General features: G+C 72.4%; 18 protein-coding genes. 6 read left to right on the plus strand and 12 right to left on the minus strand.

Translation table 11 applies throughout. The annotated features are described in order from the left end of the window. Positions 1 to 83: 83 nt before the first annotated feature. From ACFVU3_RS38415 to ACFVU3_RS38430, 4 genes are all read right to left on the minus strand, one after another. Positions 84 to 503 (minus strand): hypothetical protein, encoded by a 420-nt coding sequence (locus ACFVU3_RS38415; protein WP_390073434.1) that lies wholly within the window; start codon positions 501 to 503, stop codon positions 84 to 86. A 76-nt stretch (positions 504 to 579) separates the two neighbouring features. Further along, positions 580 to 2,397 carry an alpha/beta hydrolase gene (locus ACFVU3_RS38420; protein ID WP_390073435.1) on the minus strand — a complete coding sequence of 606 codons (1,818 nt, stop codon included), beginning with the start codon at positions 2,395 to 2,397 and terminating at the stop codon, positions 580 to 582. 8 nt (positions 2,398 to 2,405) lie between these two features. After that, positions 2,406 to 2,855, minus strand: a complete 450-nt coding sequence (locus tag ACFVU3_RS38425) for a hypothetical protein (protein WP_390073436.1) — start codon at positions 2,853 to 2,855, stop codon at positions 2,406 to 2,408. 104 nt (positions 2,856 to 2,959) lie between these two features. Further along, positions 2,960 to 4,207: an LCP family protein gene (locus ACFVU3_RS38430; protein ID WP_390073437.1), complete on the minus strand. Its 1,248-nt coding sequence runs from the start codon at positions 4,205 to 4,207 to the stop codon at positions 2,960 to 2,962. Between the two features lie 119 nt (positions 4,208 to 4,326). Here ACFVU3_RS38430 and ACFVU3_RS38435 point away from each other — a divergent pair, with 119 nt between their 5' ends. Beyond that, positions 4,327 to 4,860 carry an acyl-CoA thioesterase gene (locus ACFVU3_RS38435; protein WP_390073438.1) on the plus strand — a complete coding sequence of 178 codons (534 nt, stop codon included), beginning with the start codon at positions 4,327 to 4,329 and terminating at the stop codon, positions 4,858 to 4,860. 48 nt (positions 4,861 to 4,908) lie between these two features. On the opposite strand, the gene ACFVU3_RS38440 is transcribed toward ACFVU3_RS38435, so the two are convergent. Then, positions 4,909 to 6,297, minus strand: coding sequence for an LCP family protein (locus ACFVU3_RS38440; protein ID WP_390073459.1), 1,389 nt, complete (start codon positions 6,295 to 6,297; stop codon positions 4,909 to 4,911). A gap of 253 nt (positions 6,298 to 6,550) precedes the next feature. Here ACFVU3_RS38440 and ACFVU3_RS38445 point away from each other — a divergent pair, with 253 nt between their 5' ends. Further along, positions 6,551 to 7,576, plus strand: a complete 1,026-nt coding sequence (locus ACFVU3_RS38445) for a glycosyltransferase family 2 protein (protein WP_390073439.1) — start codon at positions 6,551 to 6,553, stop codon at positions 7,574 to 7,576. Between the two features lie 79 nt (positions 7,577 to 7,655). Here ACFVU3_RS38445 and ACFVU3_RS38450 read toward each other — a convergent pair whose 3' ends face one another. The 4 genes from ACFVU3_RS38450 to ACFVU3_RS38465 all read right to left on the minus strand — a co-directional run bounded on the left by ACFVU3_RS38450 (position 7,656) and on the right by ACFVU3_RS38465 (position 13,824). After that, positions 7,656 to 9,437: an LCP family protein gene (locus ACFVU3_RS38450; protein ID WP_390073440.1), complete on the minus strand. Its 1,782-nt coding sequence runs from the start codon at positions 9,435 to 9,437 to the stop codon at positions 7,656 to 7,658. Between the two features lie 49 nt (positions 9,438 to 9,486). After that, positions 9,487 to 11,268: an LCP family protein gene (locus ACFVU3_RS38455; RefSeq protein ID WP_390073441.1), complete on the minus strand. Its 1,782-nt coding sequence runs from the start codon at positions 11,266 to 11,268 to the stop codon at positions 9,487 to 9,489. A gap of 248 nt (positions 11,269 to 11,516) precedes the next feature. Further along, a complete protein-coding gene (locus ACFVU3_RS38460) occupies positions 11,517 to 12,845 on the minus strand; it encodes an LCP family protein (protein WP_390073442.1) in 1,329 nt (442 codons plus the stop codon). Positions 12,846 to 13,071: 226 nt separating this feature from the next. Then, positions 13,072 to 13,824 carry a TIGR03089 family protein gene (locus ACFVU3_RS38465; RefSeq protein ID WP_390073443.1) on the minus strand — a complete coding sequence of 251 codons (753 nt, stop codon included), beginning with the start codon at positions 13,822 to 13,824 and terminating at the stop codon, positions 13,072 to 13,074. A 127-nt stretch (positions 13,825 to 13,951) separates the two neighbouring features. Here ACFVU3_RS38465 and ACFVU3_RS38470 point away from each other — a divergent pair, with 127 nt between their 5' ends. The 3 genes from ACFVU3_RS38470 to ACFVU3_RS38480 all read left to right on the plus strand — a co-directional run bounded on the left by ACFVU3_RS38470 (position 13,952) and on the right by ACFVU3_RS38480 (position 17,647). Beyond that, positions 13,952 to 15,388: a peptidoglycan recognition protein gene (locus ACFVU3_RS38470; protein ID WP_390073444.1), complete on the plus strand. Its 1,437-nt coding sequence runs from the start codon at positions 13,952 to 13,954 to the stop codon at positions 15,386 to 15,388. Positions 15,389 to 15,491: 103 nt separating this feature from the next. Further along, a complete protein-coding gene (locus tag ACFVU3_RS38475; protein ID WP_390073445.1) occupies positions 15,492 to 16,574 on the plus strand; it encodes a sugar phosphate nucleotidyltransferase in 1,083 nt (360 codons plus the stop codon). Positions 16,575 to 16,687: 113 nt separating this feature from the next. Next, positions 16,688 to 17,647, plus strand: coding sequence for a DNA-3-methyladenine glycosylase family protein (locus ACFVU3_RS38480; RefSeq protein ID WP_390073446.1), 960 nt, complete (start codon positions 16,688 to 16,690; stop codon positions 17,645 to 17,647). A 36-nt stretch (positions 17,648 to 17,683) separates the two neighbouring features. Here ACFVU3_RS38480 and ACFVU3_RS38485 read toward each other — a convergent pair whose 3' ends face one another. From ACFVU3_RS38485 to ACFVU3_RS38495, 3 genes are all read right to left on the minus strand, one after another. Further along, positions 17,684 to 18,994 carry a coenzyme F420-0:L-glutamate ligase gene (locus ACFVU3_RS38485; protein WP_390073447.1) on the minus strand — a complete coding sequence of 437 codons (1,311 nt, stop codon included), beginning with the start codon at positions 18,992 to 18,994 and terminating at the stop codon, positions 17,684 to 17,686. Beyond that, a complete protein-coding gene (cofD, locus tag ACFVU3_RS38490) occupies positions 18,991 to 19,947 on the minus strand; it encodes a 2-phospho-L-lactate transferase (RefSeq protein WP_390073448.1) in 957 nt (318 codons plus the stop codon). Before cofD ends, ACFVU3_RS38485 begins: the two co-directional genes overlap by 4 nt. Before the next feature lie 90 nt (positions 19,948 to 20,037). Further along, a complete protein-coding gene (locus tag ACFVU3_RS38495) occupies positions 20,038 to 20,547 on the minus strand; it encodes a cysteine dioxygenase (RefSeq protein ID WP_390073449.1) in 510 nt (169 codons plus the stop codon). A 668-nt stretch (positions 20,548 to 21,215) separates the two neighbouring features. On the opposite strand from ACFVU3_RS38495, the gene ACFVU3_RS38500 reads away from it, so the two are divergent. Then, the gene (locus ACFVU3_RS38500) at positions 21,216 to 21,479 is read left to right on the plus strand and encodes a WhiB family transcriptional regulator (protein ID WP_015033978.1); all 264 of its coding nucleotides are present in this window, start codon (positions 21,216 to 21,218) and stop codon (positions 21,477 to 21,479) included. Positions 21,480 to 21,841 lie beyond the last annotated feature (362 nt).

Below are 21,841 nucleotides of genomic sequence, written 5' to 3' on the forward strand. Positions count from 1 at the left end.
GCATCGTCATGGCCCTCAACCACCCGAGACCCGCGGCTACCCGGCCCCCGGCGGAAGAGCCGGGGGCCGCGGAGCCCGCCGGCTCACTCCGATCGGTAGCAGGCGGACTCGACCGTGACCTCGATGAAGGCCGGGGCGTTGCCGGTGTCGCCCGCCTTCTGCAGGCGCACGTCGACCGAGAAGGCGCGGCCGCCGGACTCCGCGACGATCTGCGGGCTGCGCGCCTTGCTGGCGTCCACCCCGTCCTTCACGATCACCCAGCCGTTCTTGGGCAGCTCGGTCCGCAGCCGATCCACCGCCTTCTCCATCTCGGAGAAGGGGACGCCGTACAGGCTCCACGGGTGGCGGGCGCGGTAGACGTGCTCGTCGGCGTCGTAGCCGCCGCACGGCGCGACCATGGCTCCCGCCTCGGTCGTCTTCCCCTTCAGCGCCAGCATGTCCATCACCTGGCTGGACGTCTTCTCGACGTCCTCCCGCACCGTGGCGCTGTCCCGCACTTCCACCGTCGCCCCGCTTCCGTCCGTGCACGCCACTGCCAGCGCGCAGATCGCCACTACTGCAACGAATGCCGAAAATCGCCTACTCAAGCTCAACCCTGTCGTATCGGCCGGCAATGACGGCCCCCTGATTGCGCAGACTCTGGGACTCCGGCTCCCAGAACCCCGAGTGCCCGTCCGAGTCGCTTCTCATGATGTTCCCGCCGAACCTCTCGTCCGTCGGGATGGTCCAGTTGTCGCCGAGACCCACCAGGCGACCACCCTGCCGCACTCCCTGGTCGTCCCAGGGGCCGCCCATCGCCCAGACGTGGTCGGCGCCGGCCCCGAGGTCCGCGGCGCGGTCGGCCTGCACGCCGGGACTGCCCACGAAGACGAAGTCGTCGACCGCCTTCGCGTCCTGCCAGCTGCCGGACTGGGCCGAGACACCGACGACCGTACTGCCGTAGCTGTGTCCCATGACCGTCGTGTGGGCGCGGGAGCCGTCGGCGTTCTCCTGGGCGGCCCTGTTGCCCTGGAGGAAGTCGTACAGGCGGGGGCCGCCCTCCTCCGCGTACTTCCCCTTCGTCGCCTCGGTGAAGATCCCGTCCGGAGCGTTGTAGTCGAGCCAGGTGATCGTGGAGACGTTCTGCCCGAGGGCGAACTTGTTGCTCTCGGCCCAGAGCCGGTCCCCCCGGCCCAGGTCCCCGTGGTCGTCCCCGTCGCCGATGGACTCGATGCCCGCGAACGTACCCGGGACGTAGACGCCGACGTGGTCGGCCGTGTCCGGGTTCCCGTTGGCGAGGATGACCCTTCCGTCGTCGAGGCCCTTGGTGTCGAAACCGAGGAGGTACGCCTCGGGCAGCCCGCCCTGGCCGGTCCGGTCGAACCGGTCCTGGATGGCGTTCATGCCCTTCAGGGAGTTGTTCAGGAAATCGATCCTGTCCCCGTACTTGCGGTGCCAGTCCATCCACTCGTCGGTGTGGACCTTGGACGGGTACCCGCCCGCGGTGATCCACGTCCACTCGTTGGCCGGCGGCTTCGGGATGGAGTTCAGCTCCATCTGGTACTGGGCGCGCGTCTCCGCGAAGACCACCCGGTTCGCCTCGTCCCGCACCGGTGACGGCAGCCCGTCGAGGGCGCCCACCGTGGCGGGCCGCAGGGAGAGCCACGCCTCCTGCTGCTCCGGGGTGAGCCCCTTCCACCAGGCGGCGTTGGCGTCCGGGCCCTCGTCCTTCCCGGGCGGCTGCGGCAGCGACTCCAGGTAGGTCTTGCCGGCGTCGTTGACGCCGCCCATGTCGGACTGGGTGTCGGCCCAGTCCTTGTCCGTCACCTTCAGATCGTCGTCGGCCTTGAGCGCCCGCAGCTTCGGCGCCCACTTGGCGTCGGCGTCGGTCGCCTCCTTCAGCGCGTCGGAGATGCGGTTGGCGTAGTCGAGGGCCCGGCCGTAGTACGGGTTCGGGTGGATGTTGATCGCCTGGCGCTCGATGGCGTCCGAGGTGTCGGTGCCTCCCGCGCTGCCGGTGACCGTGCCGGCGTCGGCGGGCTTCTCCGCGCCGGGCTTCGAGCCCGCCGGGAAGGAGACCGAACCGTCCGGGTTCACCGTGCAGCCCCCGGCCTGCGCGTCCGCGAGCGCCGCGTCGAGCTTCCGCTTGGCCGCCCCGACGTCGAAGGCGAAGCCGTTCAGGGCCGTGCTCACGAGACCGCACTCGGTCTGCGCGTAGTGGAAGTTGCCGGACAGCAGCTTCAGTTCGGCCAGCGCGGCGTCCGCCGCCGCGCCCTTCACCTCGTGGCGGAGCCCCCCGCTGATCCGGCCGTCGACCGCGTCCTTGGCCGCGCTCGCCATGTCGCCGACGGCCCGGTAGCCGTCGGCGGCGTCCTCGTACTCGTTCTGCTTGAACGACTGCAGCGTCTTCAGGTCCATGGCCGCGGTCACTTCTCCTTGGCCTGGCCGCCGACGGCGTCCGTGTCGCCGTACTTCGCCGCGAGCGCGTCGATCTCCTGCTTGACCGACTCGTCGGTCTTGGCCAGGTCGTGCCCGGCCGCCTTCAGGAGCCCGCCCAGCGCGTCACAGCGCGCGCTCACGTCGCCCACGTACTTCTTCCAGGACTCGTACAGCTCCTTCTGGGCCGCCGCGCTCTGGATCCCGCCGGTCTCCCCGAGACCCGCCTGTCCGGAGTCCAGCTGGGTCAGGGAGGTCGTGATGCCCTCCTTCAGGCCCACGACACCGTCGCCGGCCTTCGCCCACGCCTTCTTGTCCGTCTTCAGGTCGTCCGAGTAGCCGCCGCCCCCGTCCGGCGCGGCGGCCTGGTTCAGCCGCATCGCGGTCGGTTCGCGCCCGGCCGCCTCGCTCTTCAGTTGTTCCCACTCGTCCCACGGCACTGTGAAACCTCCCCGTTTCCCCGTTGGATGCTGTGCGCGCCGGCCGTTCACGCCGGACAACGACGACGGCCGGCACCCTCAGCGGGTGCCGGCCGGATGGTACGTCAGCGGTCCGACGTCACGGTGACCGTCTCGTCGTTCTTGATCTGCTCGACGAGCTGTTTCACCTTCGCCATGTCCCACTTGAGAGAGCCCTGCGGGGCGCTGCCCGCGATCGGCATGTTCATCGACTTCCCGTCGCCGCCGCTGATGCCCTTCATCGCGAAGAACATCTTGCCGAGGTCGTACAGGGACATGTCCTTGTCCACGATCAGCGTGTCCAGTCCGGCGCCGAGCGTCGGGTAGAGCGCGAACGGGTTGAGGATCGTGCCCGGGGTCGCCGCCTGGTTGGCGAGCGCGGACAGGAACTTCTGCTGGTTCTTGGTCCGGGCGAGGTCCGACTCGGCGAAGGCGTAGCGGGTACGGACGAAGGCGAGGGCCTGCTCGCCGTTGAGGGTCTGCTTCCCGGCCTGGAAGTCGGCGCCCGACTTCTTGTCCTTGAAGCCCTTCTCGATGTTCAGCTCGACGCCGCCGAGCGCGTCCACGATGTTCGCGAAGCCGGCGAAGCCGATCTCGGCGTAGTGGTCGATCCGCAGCCCGGTGTTGAACTCCACCGTGCGGACCAGCAGCTCGGGGCCGTCCATCGCGTAGGCCGCGTTCAGCTTGGAGCCGCCGCGCGCCGGGTAGGACTTGCCGGACTCGGAGCCGACGAAGTTCGGGATCGTCACCCAGGAGTCACGGGGCAGCGAGATCATCGTGTTCCCGCTGGAGCAGGCCGCGAGGATCATCATCGAGTCGGTCCGCTTGCCCTCCGCGGAACCGGTGTGCAGCTTCTTCTTCTCCTCGGCCGACATGCCCTCGCGGCTGTCGGAGCCGACGATCAGGTACGTCGTGCAGTCGCCCTCGGCCGGCCGCTCGATGACCTTGGAGAGGTCGACCTCGTTGCGCATCTGCGAACTGGCCCAGGCGTAGGTGCCGATGCCCCACGCGAGGACGCCGACGACCAGCACGATCGACCCGATCTTGATCCGCTTGCGCCAGTCCGGAGCGGGACCGGTGGGGCGGGAGCCGGGACCGCCGGGGCCGGCGGGTCCCCCCGGACCGCCGTGCCCGCCGTCCTGCGGGGAGCCGTAGACCTGTCCGGTGCTGTACCCGGAGTCGTACCCCGTGGCCTGCGCCTGAGTGAAGTTCGGGTTGTACGCCTGTCCCTGGTCGTACCCCTGCTGGTACTGCGGGGACTGCTGTCCCTGCGGTCGTCGCTGTACGTGCCGCATGGGGCGGGCGCCCTCGGGCTGCTCAGGCCACTCATTCATGCGGACCAGTGTGCCGGTCTCCGCTTTCCGGGCGACAGGCCGGGTGGAAAATAGGACCGGTGCTGTTGCGAAGCTGATGCAAAGCGGACAACGCCGATACCCGGCATAAGGTGGAGGACATGACAGATCAGGGCGACATCCCGGGCAAGCCCACTTCGGCCTCCCGCACCACCCTCAGCCACATCATGACCAGCCACGACACCAACCTCCTCGGCACGGTGCACGGCGGCGTGATCATGAAGCTGGTGGACGACGCGGCGGGCGCCGTCGCGGGCCGCCACTCCGGCGGCCCGGCCGTGACCGCCTCCATGGACGAGATGGCCTTCCTGGAGCCGGTCCGCGTCGGCGACCTCCTCCACGTGAAGGCCCAGGTGAACTGGACCGGCCGCTCCTCCATGGAGGTCGGCGTACGCGTCATGGCCGAGCGCTGGAACGACACCACCCCGGCGACCCAGGTCGGCTCCGCCTACCTCGTCTTCGCCGCGGTGGACGGCGACGGCAAGCCGCGCACGGTCCCCCCGGTCGTCCCGGAGACCGAGCAGGACAAGCGCCGCTACCAGGAGGCCCAGATCCGCCGCACCCACCGCCTGGCCCGCCGCCAGGCCATCAAGGAACTGCGCGAGCGCCGCGCCGCCGACGGGTACGAGGACTGACCCCCGCGGCGGGCCGCCGCCCGCCGCACCCGTCCGCGGACCCGCCCCCTACGGGCACACCACCTGGTCCCCGGTCACCGCCTCGAACGGCCCCCGCGCGGGCGCGGCCTCGGCCCGTACCGCCGTGACCCCCTCGTACCGCGACCCCACGGTCACCCGCAGCGTCCCGCCCCGCCCCGGCACGGCCTTCATCTCGGCCCCCGGCAGGGCGGCGGCCAGGGTCTTCGCGGACCGGTCCCAGCGGGGGTCGTACTCCACCAGCGTCCGCGTCCGCGCCGGGCCCGGCCCCGTCATCGGCGTCCGCGTCGTGTCGAAGCCCGTGCCCCGCAGCGCGTCGTCCACCTTCCGCCCCAGCCCGTCGATCCGGGTCCCGTTGTAGACCTGCACCCGGATCGTCCTCGGCGCCACGTCCACGACGGTGGCCTCCGGCCCCTTCGCGGCGGCGGGGGCGGCCGCGTCCGGCCGCGAGGCCAGCGGCCGGTCCTCCCGCACCGCCGCGAACAGCTTCTGCGCCTTGCCCGCGTCCCACTTCACCGTCGACCCGACGCCCTTCACCGGGAAGTCCATGTCCCCGATCGGCACCGACACGAACTCCGAGGACGCCGGGGTGAAGCCGCGCATCGCCTTCGAGAGCGCCAGCAGCTGGTCCGTGCCGAACTCCTCGTCGGCCCGCACCGAGCCGAGCAGCGTCGTCGCCACCTCCCGGAACCGCACCGGGTTGAACAGCACCCCGCCGCTGGTCAGCCGGTCCACCAGCGCCGCCAGGAACTTCTGCTGCCGCTGCATCCGCCCGATGTCGGCGGCCCCGTCGATGTGCCGGGAACGCACGTACTGGAGCGCCTGCCCGCCGTCCAGCTCGTGCGTGCCGGCCGCCAGCCGCAGCCCCGTGTAGGTGTCCTTCAGCGGCTTCGTCGTGCAGATCTGCACCCCGCCGACCGCGTCCACGGTCCGCATGAAGCTGGTGAAGTCGACCTCCAGGTAGTGGTCGATCTTGACCCGGGTCATCGCCTCCACCGTCCGCACGGTCAGCGCGGGCCCGCCCTCGGAGTAGGCGGCGTTCAGCTTCACCGGATGCGCCCGGTGCTTCTCGCCGCTGTTCTGGTCGGTGTGCTCGGGCAGCTCGGTGTACGAGTCCCGGGGCAGCGAGACGACGCTCGCCCGCTCCCGGTCCTCCGAGATGTGCACCAGCAGCACGGTGTCCGTGCAGCGGCAGGGCGCCCCGCCGAGCCGGTACTTCCTCTTCTCCTCGGGCGTGATCCGGTCGCGCCCGTCGGTGCCGACGACCAGCACGTTCATGCCGGTGCCCGCCTGGGGCCGGTTCTTCATGTCCTTGAACGGGTCCACCCGGGTGATCCCGGTGTCCAGTCCTGTGACGACCGCGTGCCCGATCCCGCCGGCCGCCAGCACCACCACGGACAGCGCGGTCGCCATCCGCAGCCCCCAGCGGGGCCGCCGCCGTGGCCGCCGCGCCGGGGCGGGACGGCCGCCGCGCCGGGGAACCGGCGGCCGGCCGGCCGTGCCGCGCGTGCGGGGCGGACGGGGCGTGCGGGGCGGTGTGGGCACGGACGGACACCTCCGCGGGTGGGACAGGGGGACCGTGAGCACCGTAGGCCCATACGATGAGCCGGTAGGGCCATCGCCCCCGGTGGCGCGCGCCGGTGTCCCCCATTCGCGGTAACGTGGCCCGTTGATGAACGCCACGCCCCCCGTATCCGTGATCATGCCGGTCCTCAATGAGGAGCGGCATCTGCGCAACTCGGTCCGCCACATCCTGGAGCAGGAGTACGACGGCGAGATGGAGGTGGTGATCGCGCTGGGTCCGTCCACGGACCGCACCGACGAGATCGCCGCCGAACTGGTCCGGGAAGACCCCCGGGTCCACACCGTGCCCAATCCCACCGGCCGCACCCCCGCCGCGCTCAACGCGGCGATCCAGGCGTCCCGCCACCCGATCGTGGTGCGCGTCGACGGCCACGGGATGCTGTCGCCCGACTACATCGCCACCGCCGTCCGCCTCCTGCAGGAGACCGGCGCGCAGAACGTCGGCGGCATCATGCACGCCGAGGGCGAGAACGCCTGGGAGGACGCGGTCGCCGCCGCGATGACCTCGAAGATCGGCGTCGGCAACGCGGCCTTCCACACCGGTGGAGCGGCCGGCCCCGCCGAGACCGTCTACCTCGGCGTCTTCCGCCGCGAGGCCCTGGAACAGCAGGGCGGCTACAACGTGGAGTTCATCCGCGCCCAGGACTGGGAGCTGAACTTCCGCATCCGCGAGGCCGGCGGCCTCATCTGGTTCTCGCCGGAGCTGCGCGTCCAGTACCGCCCGCGCCCCTCGGTCAGGGCCCTGGCCAAGCAGTACAAGGACTACGGCCGCTGGCGCCACGTGGTGGCCCGCTACCACGCCGGCTCCATCAACCTCCGCTACCTCGCCCCGCCGGTCGCCGTCTGCGCCATCGCCGCGGGCCTCGTCGTCGGAGCCGCCGTCACCCCGATCGGCTTCGTGATCCCGGCCGGCTACCTCGCCGCGATCACCGCCGGCTCGATCCCCGCGGGCAAGGGCCTCTCCCCGAAGGCCCGCGTCCAGATCCCGCTGGCCCTGGCCACCATGCACATGTCCTGGGGCTTCGGCTTCCTCACCAGCCCCAGGGCCCTCGCGAAGAAGGTCATCGCCAGCCGCCGTCCGGCGGTGAAGCGGGGCGAGACCGAGACGGTCTGACCCCACCCCGTCCCCACGCCGACGGCCGGGCCCCTCACCACGAGGAGCCCGGCCGTCGCCGTCGTGCCGTCGCGCCGGCTCAGCTCACGCCGTCCCAGCGGTAGACCGAGTACACCTCCATGCACTTCGCCTTGTCGCTCGCGCCCTCCGGCAGGTCGCCGGCCGTCCGCTTCGGCGCCTCGTAGGCGGTGCCCTCGCGCCAGTCGGCGCCGACGACGAGGGTGATGTTCTCGACGGTGGCGTCCGCGCGGACGGTGGAGGCGGGCAGGCCGAGGGCCTTCGCCACGGACTCGCCGTCCGCGCGGCCCTGGTCGCCGGCCGCCTTCGGGTAGGCGACGACCGTGCCCTTGCTGGGCTTGGGCTCCTTGGAGGTCCCGGCCTGGGTGAAGCCCTTGCCGGACAGCGCGGCGGCGATGTCCTTGGCCCGGCCCTCGACGGGCGGCTCGTCGTTCCCGGCGGTGCCGTTGACGACGGTGACGGCGAGGGAGGCGGGAGCGGCGGCCGTCGGCTTCGGCTTCGCGTCCGTCGGCTGGGGCTTCGGCTTCGCGGGCGACTTGTCGCCGTTCTTGTCCAGGGCGACGTCGTCCCGGAGCATGCCCCAGATCTTCTCGGCGTCGGTCGCCCTCGGCTGGAGCCACGCCTCCGGGTTCGGCGGATAGGGGTCCGTCGGGATGGTGACCGTCGACAGCCGGTCCACCTTCACGTTCTTGAGCTGCATGCCGAGGTCGAACAGCTTGGCCACGGTGTCGAGCCCGTCGGAGACCTGGAGCGCCTTGGTGCCGGTCTCGGCCAGGCCCATCAGGCGGCCGGTGTCGGTCCAGGCGTTCTGCTGCTGGAGCTTCTTCAGCATGCCGTTGAGGTACATGTGCTGGGCCTTGGCGCGGTTCTGGTCGCTGCCGAAGGCGTGCCGGGTGCGCAGCCACTGGAGGGCCTGCTCGCCCTTGACCTCCGTGGTGCCCTCTTTCAGCTTGAGGCCGGAGCCGCCCTTGACCCGGGCGGTCGACCTGTCGTGCACGCCGGTGGTGACGCAGACGGGGACGCCGCCGACCTCGTCGGCCATCGCCACCACGCCCGCGAAGTCGACCATCATCCAGTGGTCGATGTAGACGCCGGTGAGGGTCTCCCAGGTGGTGAGCGTGCAGCCCGGACCGCCGCGCGCGAGCGTGGAGTTGATGGGCTGGTTCGTGGTGGCCGCGAAGGTCTCCTTGCCGTCCTCGCTCCTGCACTCGGGGATGGGGACGACGGTGTCGCGCGGGATCGATATCAGGGAGGCGTTCTGCCGGTCGGCGGAGACGTGCAGCAGCATCTGCACGTCGGCCCGGGGCTTGTCGTCCCGGAGGTCCTTGCCGCCGCCCAGCGCGACGTTCGCGTCGGACGTCCGGCTGTCCGACCCGATGAGCAGGATGTTCAGCGGGGTGTCCCCGAGCGCGTTGGGCGCCGCCTTCTTCACCCCGCTGTCGCCGCCCGCGCGGCCACCGCTGCGGATGTTGCTGTTCAGGTGCTCGTAGTACGCGTATCCGGCGCCGGCGGTCCCGAGGACCAGGATCGCCACGCCGATCGCCGACCAGCGCAGCACCTTCCGCTTGCCGGCCTTCTTGGCCTGCTTGCGCGCGGCGGCGCGACCGCCGGCGCTGTTCGCGGCCGTGCCGGCGTCATCGGCGGTGTTCCCGGCCGGCCCGCGCCGGCGCGCGGCGCGGCCGCCCGTGGCGGCGGCCGGGTCCGGCCCCCCGGCCGCGTCCTCCGTCCCGCCCGCCCCGGTCGCCTCGCCGGCGCCGTGCAGCTCGTCGTCCCAGCCATGATCTCGGGCGTGCGGAACGCTCGGCTGCTGCGTCCCCTCCCGTCGCACGCTGTTCTGTCCCACCCCAGGTCCCCTCATCGTCAAGGGCGCGCCGGAACCCGCTGTTCTCGGGTCACTGGGCGCACACCTTCTTGTCCGCTTCTACCTGACCGACGTCCGGCGCCTTCGTCGGAGCGGTCATGGGCACCCCCGCGCCCTTGAAATCGGCGCCGAGGACGAGCGTCATGGGCTCGCGCTCCCCGGCGTCCGTGGTGCCCTGCTTGAGGGCGGTGGCCGGCAGACCCATCATCGCGGCGAGCGCGCGGGCCTGGTCGGCCTGGTTCGGTGCGTAGCTGAGCGTGGTCTTCGCCGCCTTCTCGGGGGCGTTGCTCTTGTTGGTCGAGCGAAGCACGCCCTCGTCGTTCTGGAGCCAGTTGATGGTCGCCTGGGCCGCGCCCTGGATGCCGCTGCCGTTGTAGACGTCGACGCGGACCTCGGCGGCCGGGGCCTTCGGGCCCTGGAGGAGCTTCGCCTGTGCCTGGGCCTTCGCCTTCTTGGCGTCGGCCTCCTTCTTCTTGACCGCGGTGAAGGAGACGTCCTGCTCGATCATGCTGAAGACCTGGGGGGCCTTCACGGGGTCGAGGACGACGGTGGCGCGCTTGTTCGGCGGCTCGTCGGGGTTGTCGACCACCGGCACGGTCAGGAAGGTGATGTTCTTCAGGTCGACCTTGGCGAGTTCCTTCGCCAGGGACGTGAGCTTCATCGCGTCGCCGATGCCCTTGTCGACGGTGAGCGACTCGGTCGCCGCGTTGGCCACCTCGAGGAGCCGCGTCGGGCTGTCGAGGGTGTCCTCCTTGAGCTGGCGCATCATCGAGGCGAGGAACTGCTGCTGCTGCTTGATGCGGTCGAGGTCGCTCTCGTTGCCGAGACCGTGCCGGTTCCGCAGGAAGGCCAGCGCCTGCTCGCCCTGGACGCGGTGCTCGCCCTCGGGGAGGTTGAGCTTCGAGTAGTTCTTGTCGTGGATCGGCTTGGCGAGGCAGACCTTCACGCCGCCGACGGCCGTGGACAGCTTCTTGACGGCGTTGAAGTCGACCATCATGAAGTGGTTGATCGGCAGGCCGGACATCTGGGTGATGGTCCGCATGGTGCAGCCGGGGTCGCGGCCCTCGACGCCGAAGGACTCGTTGAACTTGGTCTTGCCGACCGAGCCGGGGATCACCTTGGTGGTCTCGCCGACCTTGGTCGGGCACTCCGGGATCTCGATCTTGAGGTCGCGGGGGATGCTCATCGCCGTGGCGTTGGTGCGGTCCTCGGCGATGTGGATGAGGAACGTCGTGTCCGCGTGGCCGGTGACGTTGTCCTTGTTGCCGTAGGTCTCGTTGCCCTCGCCGGTGCGGACGTCGTTGCCGATGACGAGGATGTTGAGCGGCCCCTTCATCGACGTCGTCTTCACGGCGGCGTCGCCGACGTCCACGACCCCGATGTTGCCGTTGAGCTTGCTGTAGAGCGCGTACACGCCGACCGCGCCGCCCACGAGGACGAAGGCCATGGTGCCGCCGGTCCACAGCAGGATCTTCTTCTTGCGGCCGGCGCCCTTCTTGGGCTTGCGGCGGCTCTGCGGCGGTACGCGTCCGCCGCCGGCCGTGCCGGGCTCGGTCTCCGGGGCGTCCTGGCCGGCCGAGCGGCGGCGCCGCTGGCCGGGAACGGGAGCTTCGGCCGGGGCGGTTGGCCGGGCGGCGGAGCGGGTACCGGAACCTGTGGCACCGGTCCTGCCGGCACCGGGGTGGGAACCATCGATCGGCGACTGCCCAGCGGAGTGGTCCAGTCGCAGTTCGTAGTTGCCGGTCTGCGGGTTGAGCACCCACTGGTCGGCGGGGTCGATCTCGTCCGCCCGTCCACGGCTGTGCGCGTCCACGGTTCCTGTCCTCCGTCGGTGCCACGCGGGGCGCCTCCCCCTGTCGGCGCCACTCGGTCGTTCGATCCTTGGCTGAGTGCGACCACGCGGTCGGGGTGCACCGGATCGCGTCACACTATCCGCCCAGTTCAGCGCGGGGCGACGTCAGTGACAAATTCCACGCCCCTTACAACTGGGCAATTTGCCCAAACCACATCGGCCCCTCTCCCACCCTTGGGTCCCCCTTTACCCAACGGCCCCTCCGCCCTCTAGGAGCACACCCCCTCCGCCGCGTTGCGCCCGGTGAAGGTGGGCGTCGCGGTCGGCGCGGGCGACCCCGCGTCGTCCGGCTTCCCGTCGGAGGATGCGCCGGCACCCTCTTCCGGTTCCGGTTTCTTCACGAGAACCGGTTTGTCCTCCCGGAGTTGGCGGAAGAGTTCACTCGCGGCAGGTTGCACCAGTTCGTCCCTGTTCGCGTTGTACGTGTACGGGCGGCGCGGCACCGTCAGGAACTGCACCTTCTCCGTCGGGATCGCCCGCATCGTCCGCGCCAGGTCGTACAGGTCCCGCAGCGAGTCCAGCCCCGGGTCCGTCGTGAGGGACTTCGTGGCCGCGTCCAGCACCGGGTACAGCTTCGTCGGGTTCAGCAGCACCCCGTCGCTCTGCACCTTGTTCACCAGCGCGCCCAGGAACATCTGCTGCCGGTCCATCCGCTCGGTGTCGCTGCCGTTCCCCAGCGACTTGCGGGCCCGGACGAAGCCCAGCGCCTGCTCCCCGTCGAGCGTCTGGCGGCCCGCCGGCAGCCTCAGCTTGGCGTCGCTGTCGTTCACCGGCTCCTTCAGGCAGACCTCGACGCCGTCCACCGCGTCCACCATCTTCTTGAAGCCCCGGAAGTCGATGACCATGTGGTGGTCGACCCGGATCCCGGTCAGCTTCTCGACGGTACGGATCGTGCACGCCGTCCCGCCCCACTCGAAGGCCCAGTTGAACTGCGCCAGCCGCTCCCGCGTCCGGCCGCCCTCGGTCCTGGCGCAGCTCGGGATCGTCACCATCAGGTCGCGGGGGATCGACACGGCCGTCGCGCTCGACTCGTCGGCCGCCAGGTGCAGCAGGATCACGGTGTCCGAGCGCTGGGTGCCCTTGTCCCGGCCGTACTTGCGGTTCCCCTCGCCGGAGCGGGTGTCCGAGCCGATGAGGAGGATGTTCTGCGCGGCCGTCACGACGGCCGTGGGGCGCTCCTTCTCGTACCGCCGCAGCTCGTCGGCGGCGGTGGTGTCCGTGGTGATGTTGTCGTCGAGCTTCCGGTAGAACCACCAGCCGGTCCCGGCCGCGCCGAGCAGCACGACCGAGACGCCGAGGGCGGTCCACCGCAGCCAGTGCCGGCGCGGCCCGGAGGCGTCCCCGGCGTCGTCGTTCCCGGAGGCGTCCTCCCCGGCGCCCTCCCCGGGAGACTCGCCGCCGGCAGGCGCGTCCCCGGCAGGCGCGTCCGCGGCAGGCGCGTCCGCGCCGTCCGGCGTCCGCTCCGTCCCGTCGTCCGGGGTCGGTTCCGGCGCCGGTTCGGGGTCCGGTTCGGCGGGCGTGCCAGCGCGGTCCGTCACGTCGTCGTCCGTCCTTCGAGGCGTCTCGGGCGCGTCGGGCGCCCGGCGTTCGCACAAGGGAGACGGCCGGACCCGACACGGGGTTGTACGGAGGAGACGACTCCCCCCGGGCCGATCATGTACCGGACTCGCCGCACGGTCGCGGGTACGCGGCGGGTCGATCGGCCGAACGGGTGCACCGGACACACCCGGGGGACCCGCTGCGGCCCCCCGGCGCGCCCGTCCGTCAGAGCGCGGTGGCCGTGACCCGCTCGCTCTCGATGCGCTTCTCCAGCGCCTCCGGGGCCAGTTCGGCCGTGTTCCGGCACAGCACCACGGAGCCGCCCGCGGCCAGCGGCGCGTACAGCCCGGCCGACAGCCCCTCCCAGCCGTCGTACGGCAGCCCGGACAGCAGTCGCGAGCCGGGGCCGAGCCCGAGCTGCACGGCGTCCAGCCGCGCCTGTTCGACGAGCTGCGCGCCACTGCGTTCCGTACCGTCGACGACGAGGGCCGGAGCGTCCGCGTCGACCGGGACGAACGGGGCGAAGCGGTCACCCTGGCCCGGTACCTCGACCGCGTAGTCCGCGTATCCCGCCGGCGCGGCCGGGAAGCGGCGCCCCAGCGGCGCCAGGGAGAGCGCGATCCGCTCCCCGGAACAGGCGCGGCCCGCCTCCAGCGTCTCCGGACCCGCCACCACGAGGTCGGCGCCGGCCGGATCGCCGCCCACCTCGGCCGTCACTCCGACGGAAGAACAGGCGAGCAGCCAGACGGCGGTCTGCCAGTGCGCGGGCAGCAGCAGCGCGAGCCGGTCGCCGGGTCCGGCGGACAGTTCGCCCTGGAGCAGATTGGCCGTCTTCGCCACCCAATTGGCGAAGGTGGCGACGGACAATTCCACCCGTTCACCGGTGGCGTCGTCGTAGTAGGTGACCAGAGGGCGGGCGGGGTCCGCGGCGAGCGCGGATCGCAGCAGGTCGGCGGGGGTGCGGTCGCTGGCGTTCACGCCGCACAGGGTACGCGGGCCCACGCGCCGCCCTGGGCCGTTCCGGTGACGGGGTCCTCCGGTCGGCCTGACGGGCCGTCCGGCTCCCGGCGCGCGCCGCTCCCACCCCGCCGCCCACGATCGGGCCATGCGTGCCTCACTCGCCTCCTCGATCGCCGTCGCCTGTGCGACCGCGCTCGCCCTGCCGGTCACCCTCGCCGCCCCCGCGACGGCCACCGCGCGTGCGGCGGCGGCCGCCCTGCCACCGGCCCAGGACGAGCTGCCGGGCTCCACCCAGTCCCTGCCGCTCCGTCCGCTGGGCACCTCCGTCCGTTCCTTCGGATCCGATCCCGGCGCCGCGCCGGAGCAGGGCCTGGCCCGAAGAGACGTCAGACCCTTCTCGCTCGTCGGCGTGGTCTGGGACGACCCGACGGCCGTCCTGCACGGCACCGTCCAGGTCCGCACCCGGGCCGCCGCCGACGGCGTCTGGTCGGACTGGCAGGACGTGGAGACCCACAACGACGAGCACGGGGCCGACCCCGGCACGGCCGAGGGCGCCGCCGGCACCCTCCGCGGCTCCACCGCCCCGCTCTGGGTGGGCGACTCGGACGGCGTCGAGATCCGCGTACGCGCGGAGAGGACGGAGGCGGACGGGGCGACCGCGCCGCTGCCGGCCGGACTCCACCTCGAACTCGTCGACCCGGGCGAGGAACCGGCGGCCCCGGCCCCCGGCTCCCGGGTGATGGCCCCGCCGGCCGCCCTGACCGCCGCGGAGGCCGCCGCGACCGGCGTGAACAGCGCGCTGGCCCCGTACGGCGCCACCGCGATCCCGGACACCCTCCCGGAGACGGGCCTCGACGAGGTCCACGGGGCGCCCATCCAGAAGGAGATCGTCCGGAAGGAGATCACCCAGGAAGCGGTGGTCCAGCAGGAACTCGCCCGCGAGGCCGCCGCCCAGGCGGCACCGAAGCAGCCCTACATCGGCCCCCGCCCCAAGATCATCACCCGCAAGGGCTGGGGCGCCGACGAGACGATCCGCGAGAAGGGCTTCGTCTACACCAAGACGATCAAGGCGGCCTTCGTCCACCACAGCGCCACCGGCAACAACTACACGTGCGGCCAGGCACCCTCCGTCCTGCGCAGTATCTACCGGTACCACGTGAAGAGCAGCGGATGGCGTGACTTCGGCTACAACTTCGCCGTCGACAAGTGCGGAAACATCTACGAAGGCCGGGCCGGGGGAGTGGCCAAACCGGTCCTCGGCGCGCACACCCTCGGCTTCAACACCAACAGCATGGGCGTCGCCGTCCTCGGCACCTTCACCAGCAGCACCCCGCCGGCCGCCGTCGTGACCGCCGTCGCCCGCCTGACGGCCTGGAAACTCGGGCTCCACGCCATCAACCCCAAGGGCACCGTGACCCTCGTCTCCGGCGGCGGCAACCTCTACGCGAAGGGCAAGCAGGTCCGCTTCAACGCCATCGCCGGACACCGTGACGGATTCGCCACGGAGTGTCCCGGAGGCCGTCTGTACGGCAAGCTCGGAACCGCGCGCACCTCCTCGGCGAAGTACCAGGGACGGAGCTGATGGGGGCAGGGAGGCAACCATCTGCATAAACTGACCGGTCATATCGCACGGACGACCGAGACGGGCGCGCTGACCGGCCCCGAACAGGAAGCAGAGACGACAGGTGACAGAAGCGATCCTCCTGGTCGGTGGCAAGGGCACACGGCTGCGACCGCTCACGGTCAACACGCCCAAGCCCATGGTCCCGGCGGCGGGCGTCCCCTTCCTGACGCACCAGCTGGCCCGGGCCAAGGCCGCCGGCGTCGAGCACATCGTGCTCGCCACCTCCTACCTCGCCGAGGTCTTCGAACCGCACTTCGGCGACGGCTCCGACCTCGGCCTGAGCCTGGAGTACGTGACGGAGGAGGAACCGCTGGGCACCGGAGGCGCGATACGCAACGTCGCCTCGCGCCTCCACTCGGGCCCCGACGACCCGGTCCTGATCTTCAACGGGGACATCCTCACCGGCCTCGACATCCGCGCCCTGGTGGCCACCCACGCCGACTCCGGCGCGGACGTCTCGCTCCACCTCACCCGCGTCGAGGACCCCCGCGCCTTCGGCCTGGTCCCGACGGACGGGACGGGCCGGGTGACGGCCTTCCTGGAGAAGCCGCAGACCCCGGAGGAGATCGTCACCGACCAGATCAACGCCGGCGCGTACGTCTTCCGCCGCTCGGTCATCGACTCGATCCCCACCGGCCGCCCGGTCTCCGTCGAGCGCGAGACCTTCCCGGAGCTGCTGGCCTCCGGCGCCCACCTCCAGGGCATGGTCGACTCCACCTACTGGCTGGACCTCGGCACCCCGCAGGCGTTCGTCCGCGGCTCCGCCGACCTGGTCCTCGGCCGCGCCCCCTCGCCGGCCGTCCCCGGCCGCTGCGGCGACCGCCTCGTCCTCCCCTCCGCCCGGGTCGCCCCCGACGCGAAGCTCACCGGCGGCACGGTGGTCGGCGCGAACGCCACGGTGGGCGAGGGCGCGCGCGTCACCGGCTCGACCCTCCTCGCCGGCGCGGTCGTCGAGCCCGGCGCGGTGATCACCGACTCCCTCATAGGCGCGGGCGCCCGCATCGGCGCCCGCTCCGTCCTGACGGGCGCGGTCATCGGCGACGGCGCCCACGTGGGCCCCGACAACGAGCTCCGCGACGGCATCCGCATCTGGTGCGACGCCACCCTCCCCGCGGGCACGGTCCGCTTCAGCTCGGACCAGTAGCCGGACACCGCCGTTCCGTCGTGGACACGACGGAACGGCACCCCGGCGGGTGCCTCCGCCGGCCGCGGCCGCGCCCCCCGCGCCCGTGCCCCACCCCGGCTACGCTCATACGCATGGCCGGCCGCTTCGTACCACGACCCACCCGCACCACCACGCGCGGCGGCGACACGGACGTCCCGCGGGACGACGGCCTCGGGCCGCTGGACCTCGGCCTCACCCTCGGCCCCCTCCGCAGGGGCCCGTACGACCCGACCTTCCGCGTCACCGACGACGGCTCGGTCTGGCGCGCCAGCCGCACCCCGGAGGGGCCGGGCACGGTCCGCGTCCGGGCGCACGCGGACGGGGTCACGGCCGACACGTACGGCCCCGGCGCGGGCTGGCTCGACGCCCGGCTCCCGGCCCTCCTCGGCGCCGAGGACGATCCCGCCGCCTTCGTCCCCCGCCACAAGCTCCTCCTGGCGACCCACCGGCGCCGCCCCGGCCTCCGCCTCACCCGTACGTGTCTGGTCCTGGAGTCCCTGATCCCGTCCGTCCTGGAGCAGAAGGTCACCACGACGGAGGCGTACGGCTCCTGGCGCGACCTGGTCCGCCGGTTCGGCGAACCGGCCCCGGGCCCGGCCCCCGAGGGCCTCCACGTGATGCCGGACGCCCGCGCCTGGGCCCGCATCCCGTCCTGGGAGTGGCACCGGGCGAACGTCGACGACAAGCGCGCGGCCACGATCGTCCGCGCCGCACGGGTGGCTCCCCGCCTGGAGGAGGCGGCGCTCATGGAGCCCCCGGAGGCCCGGCGCCGCCTGGAGCTGATCCCCGGCATCGGCCCCTGGACCTCCGCGGAGACGATCCAGCGCAGCAACGGCGCCCCGGACGAGGTCACCACGGGCGACCTGCACCTGCCCGGCATCGTCGGCTGGGCCCTGGCGGGCGACCGCACGGCCGACGACGCGGCCATGCTGGAGCTCCTGGCCCCCTACGCGGGCCAGCGCCACCGCGCCGCCCGCCTGATCCTCCTCAGCGGCCGCACCCCGCCCCGCCGGGCCCCGCGCCTCTCCCCGGGCGACATCAGGGCCCTGTAGCGGGCAGGGGACCGCGGGGAGGGCCGGCGGCGCCGTTCAGCGCACCTCGATGAACTCCGAGGCGAGCCGGGCCGGCCGTTCCCTCGGGGCGGTCGCCGGGCGGCCGATGGCCACCGCGCCCATCGGGTCCCAGTGCTCCGGGAGCCCGAGCGCGTCCCGGACGACGTCCCGGCAGAACATCGTCGAGGACACCCAGGCGGAGCCGAGCCGTTCGCCGGCCAGCGCGACGAGGAAGTTCTGCACGCCGGCGCCGGTCGCGACGACGAACATCTCGCGTTCGGCGGCGTCGCGGCGCGGGTCGCCGTAGTGGTGGGAGCCGTCCATGACGAGGCAGGGCACGGCGAGGTAGGGGGCGTTCCGCAGGACGTCCCCGCGCCGGACCCGCCTGGCGATGGACTCCTCGGACTTCCCGTCCCGCCGCAGGTCCGCGATCCACGCGTCCCGCATGGCGTCGAGCAGCCGCAGCCGCGACTCCGGCGACTCCAGGAGGACGAACCGCCACGGGGTGGTGTGGTGCGGGGCGGGCGCCGTCACGGCCGCGGCGACCGCGCGCCGGACGGCCCCGGGGTCGACGGGGTCGTCGGTGAACTCCCGTACCGTCCGGCGCAGCGTCACCGCCTCCCGTACGGCCTCCGAGGTGCCCAGCCGGAACATGTCGTCGGCGGCGGACCGCACCAGCGCCCGCGCGCCCGGCTCCTCGTCCCCGCCGACCACGTGCGGCAGACCGCGCACGACGGCGACGGGCACGCCGGTGGCCTTGCCCTTCACCAGGTCGCCGGCGGCGGCGAGTTCGTCGGCGGTGGCGACGACGGTGACGTTCAGCTCGTTGCCGTGCGAGTCGGTGACGCCCCGCAGGTCGTCCAGGACCCGCACCCCGGCCGCGCCGATCGCCACGTCGGTGAGCCCGGCGCGCCAGGGCCGCCCGAAGGTGTCGGTGACGACGACGCCGACGTCCACGCCGAGCGCCTCGCGCAGTCCGGCCCGGATGCGCCGCGCGGACGCGTCGGGGTCCTCGGGCAGCAGCAGCACGGTTCCGGCGGCGGTGTTGGAGGCGTCGACGCCGGCCGCGGCCATGACGAGCCCCTGCCGGTTCTCGACGATGCGGAGGGTGCCGCGCCGCGCCACCACCCGTACGGTCTCGGCGTCGATGGCCTCCTCGCGGTCGTCGGCGGCGACGATCCGTCCCTCCGCCTTGCTCACGATCTTGGAGGTGACCAGCAGGACGTCGCCGTCCTCCAGGCCGGGGGAGACGGACGCGATCAGCTTGGCGAGGTCGTCGCCGGGCGCCACCTCGGGCAGCCCGGCCAGTCCCCACACCCGGTACGCGGGCGCCGGGGCCGCCGTCACCGGCGGACCTCCTCGGCCAGCGCGAGCGCCGCCCGCGCCATCGCGGCGGTCGCGTCCAGGTCGGTCATCATCAGCGGCACGGCCCGGCAGGCGATGCCGGCGGCCTCGACGCCGGCGACGGAGTCCGCGTCCACGGTGTCGACCAGCCAGCCGTCGACCAGGCCGGAGCCGTAGTGGCGGGCCACGGCCTCCGCCGTCGACTCGACGCCGACCGCCGCGAGGACCTTGTCGGCCATGCCGCGCACGGGCGCGTCCCCGACGATGGGGGAGAGGCCGACGACCGGCGCGGGGGCGGCGGCGACCGCCTCGCGGATGCCGGGCACGGCGAGGATGGTGCCGACGCTGACGACGGGGTTGGACGGCGGGAAGAGGATGACGTCCGCCTCGGCGATCGCCTCCAGGACGCCCGGGGCGGGCTTGGCGGCCTCCGCGCCGACGGGCACGACGGCCTTGGCGTCGACGGAGGCGCGCAGCTTCACCCAGTACTCCTGGAAGTGCACGGCCCGCTGCTCGCCGTCGACCTCGATCGCCACGTGCGTCTCGACGCGGTCGTCGGACATCGGCAGCAGTCGCACGCCCGGCCGCCAGCGGGCGCAGAGCGCCTCGGTGACGGCGCTCAGCGGGTAGCCGGCGCCGAGCATCTGGGTGCGGACGATGTGGGTGGCGAAGTCCTTGTCGCCGAGGCCGAACCACTCGGGTCCGACCCCGTACGCGGCCAGTTCCTCCTTGACGGCGAAGGTCTCGCCCTCGCGGCCCCAGCCCTGTTCCTCGTGGATGCCACCGCCGAGGGTGTACATCACCGTGTCCAGGTCGGGGCAGACCTTCAGCCCGAAGAGATGGATGTCGTCACCGGTGTTGCCGACGACCGTGATCTCCGCGTCCGGGACGGCCTGCTTGAGACCGCGAAGGAAACGGGCACCACCGATGCCACCGGCCAGAACCACAATGCGCATGCGGACAGTCTGTCAGCCGCGGCCCGATCGTCCGAGGGGTGGTCGCCGGGCCGGGGCACCACCCCGCGCCCGCCGGGGGAGGGCGGGCCGTCAGGCGGTGACGGTCTCCTGGCCGGCCGGGGCGCACCGGCCCTGGTACGACTCGTGCATCGGCATCTCGGTGAGGCCCGGGAAGTAGACGTGGAGGCTGACGACGGGCTCCAGGGAGTCGTTGGCGACCTCGTGGACGTACCCCGGGGCGAAGATCCGCTGGGTGCCGGGGCGCAGGGTCCGCACGCCCCGGTCCGTACGCTCCGTCAACTCGCCCTGGAGGACGGTGAGGACGCCGGAGGACCGGCCGTGGTCGTGGAGGCCGCTGCCCTGGCCGGGCACCCAGGAGAGCAGCCACACCTCGTAGCCGGGCCCGGTGCGCAGGCGGTGGTACCAGCGGGTGGTGGCGTCGTACTCGACGTGCGGGGCCCACCGGTCGCGGTCGGCGGCGATCTCGCGGGCGAGGCCGGCGAACTCGGCCACGGTGACGGGGTGCTCACGCTCGGGCTGGAGCAGGTGCGGGACCTCCATGAGGTCGCCGGCGATCTGAAGGTCGCTGTCCATGTTCATGGGTGGGGTGTTCCTCAGCAGAAACGAAGAGCGGTGGGGGGTCACGGCACGGAGGTACAGGTGACTCGGGTGACGCAGGGTGACGCTGGGGGAAGGGGCTGGAGCTCGGAGGCATCAACAGCTGGAACAGCAACAGCAACAGCGCGCCTGGACAGCGCGGCGGAACCCACGGGCGTGGGTCGCGGCGGGCGCTGCGGTCGCTGGCATGGCACCAAAGTGGCCGGAGGGGTACCCGACTGTCAACTCAATGCCCGATTTGGGGGTAATGTTTCACCTCATCCGGTTACCGTGCCCGGAGAAAGGTTTGTTCAGCCCCGGACCAGGCAACATGGCGCAGCAGTCGTGCCCGTAAACATGGCCGCCGGCCGGACCGTCCGTGATCGGACTGTGATCCGGATCGCTTCCATGGCTGGATCGCAACAAGATCCAAGTCTCGTACGTCCTTCTGGACGGAGGCACGACACCACGGGATCCACCGGTGGCATGTGTCACGTTTTTGGTGATTTGAACACTTTCCGCATAGGCTTGGTTCCGCAGAGTGAATACGGGGCCCAATAGCAGATCTCGGCTTGACTCGCACAGAGCACGAACTTGTAATTTCACTCGTGTCGTTCGGCCGTTTCGATCACGGCGACATCACGGGACGCACAGACAGACGAGGGGCGCAGATGACCGAGTTGTTCCAGGAACTGCTGGTCGAGGACGCGGACGAGGAACTCGGCTGGCAGGAGCGCGCGCTGTGCGCCCAGACCGACCCCGAGTCCTTCTTCCCCGAGAAGGGCGGCTCGACCCGAGAGGCCAAGAAGGTCTGCCTCGCCTGCGAAGTCCGCTCCGAATGCCTGGAGTACGCGCTCCAGAACGACGAGCGCTTCGGCATCTGGGGCGGCCTCTCCGAGCGCGAGCGGCGCCGCCTCAAGAAGGCCGCCGTCTGAACCGGCCCACGGCCGGAAACCGCCCCTCGCGGAGATCCCCGCGGAAGCTCCCGCGGAGAACCCCGCGGCGAACCGCGCGCGAAACCCGGCGAAGACCCCCGCGAAGACCCCCACGGTCCGTCCCCGGCACCCCGGAGACGGACCGTTCCCTTGCCCGCCCCGGGTCCTCCGGCGGAAGAGCGCACGGGCCCGACGCCCCAGGAGGCGGCGCCCCGCCTCCCGCACACCCGCCCCCGGCGCCCGCCCGCCCCGGCCCGCACCGCCTTCCGGCGCCCGTGCCGCCCCGGCCCCCGTGCCGCCCCGGCCCCCGTGCCGCCCCGGCCCCCGCGCCGCCCCGGCCCCCGCACCGCCTTCCGGCGCCC

This window comes from Streptomyces sp. NPDC058052 (assembly GCF_042885515.1).
In the GTDB taxonomy this organism is placed as follows: domain Bacteria; phylum Actinomycetota; class Actinomycetes; order Streptomycetales; family Streptomycetaceae; genus Streptomyces.

Bases quoted from the DNA above. Each gene is read 5' to 3' on its own strand.
- ACFVU3_RS38420 (WP_390073435.1), bottom strand. From the start codon at position 2,397: ATGGACCTGAAGACGCTGCAGTCGTTCAAGCAGAACGAGTACGAGGAC.
- ACFVU3_RS38430 (WP_390073437.1), bottom strand. From the start codon at position 4,207: ATGAATGAGTGGCCTGAGCAGCCCGAGGGCGCCCGCCCCATGCGGCAC.
- ACFVU3_RS38435 (WP_390073438.1), top strand. From the start codon at position 4,327: ATGACAGATCAGGGCGACATCCCGGGCAAGCCCACTTCGGCCTCCCGC.
- ACFVU3_RS38445 (WP_390073439.1), top strand. From the start codon at position 6,551: ATGAACGCCACGCCCCCCGTATCCGTGATCATGCCGGTCCTCAATGAG.
- ACFVU3_RS38470 (WP_390073444.1), top strand. From the start codon at position 13,952: ATGCGTGCCTCACTCGCCTCCTCGATCGCCGTCGCCTGTGCGACCGCG.
- ACFVU3_RS38480 (WP_390073446.1), top strand. From the start codon at position 16,688: ATGGCCGGCCGCTTCGTACCACGACCCACCCGCACCACCACGCGCGGC.
- cofD (WP_390073448.1), bottom strand. From the start codon at position 19,947: ATGCGCATTGTGGTTCTGGCCGGTGGCATCGGTGGTGCCCGTTTCCTT.
- ACFVU3_RS38495 (WP_390073449.1), bottom strand. From the start codon at position 20,547: ATGAACATGGACAGCGACCTTCAGATCGCCGGCGACCTCATGGAGGTC.
- ACFVU3_RS38500 (WP_015033978.1), top strand. From the start codon at position 21,216: ATGACCGAGTTGTTCCAGGAACTGCTGGTCGAGGACGCGGACGAGGAA.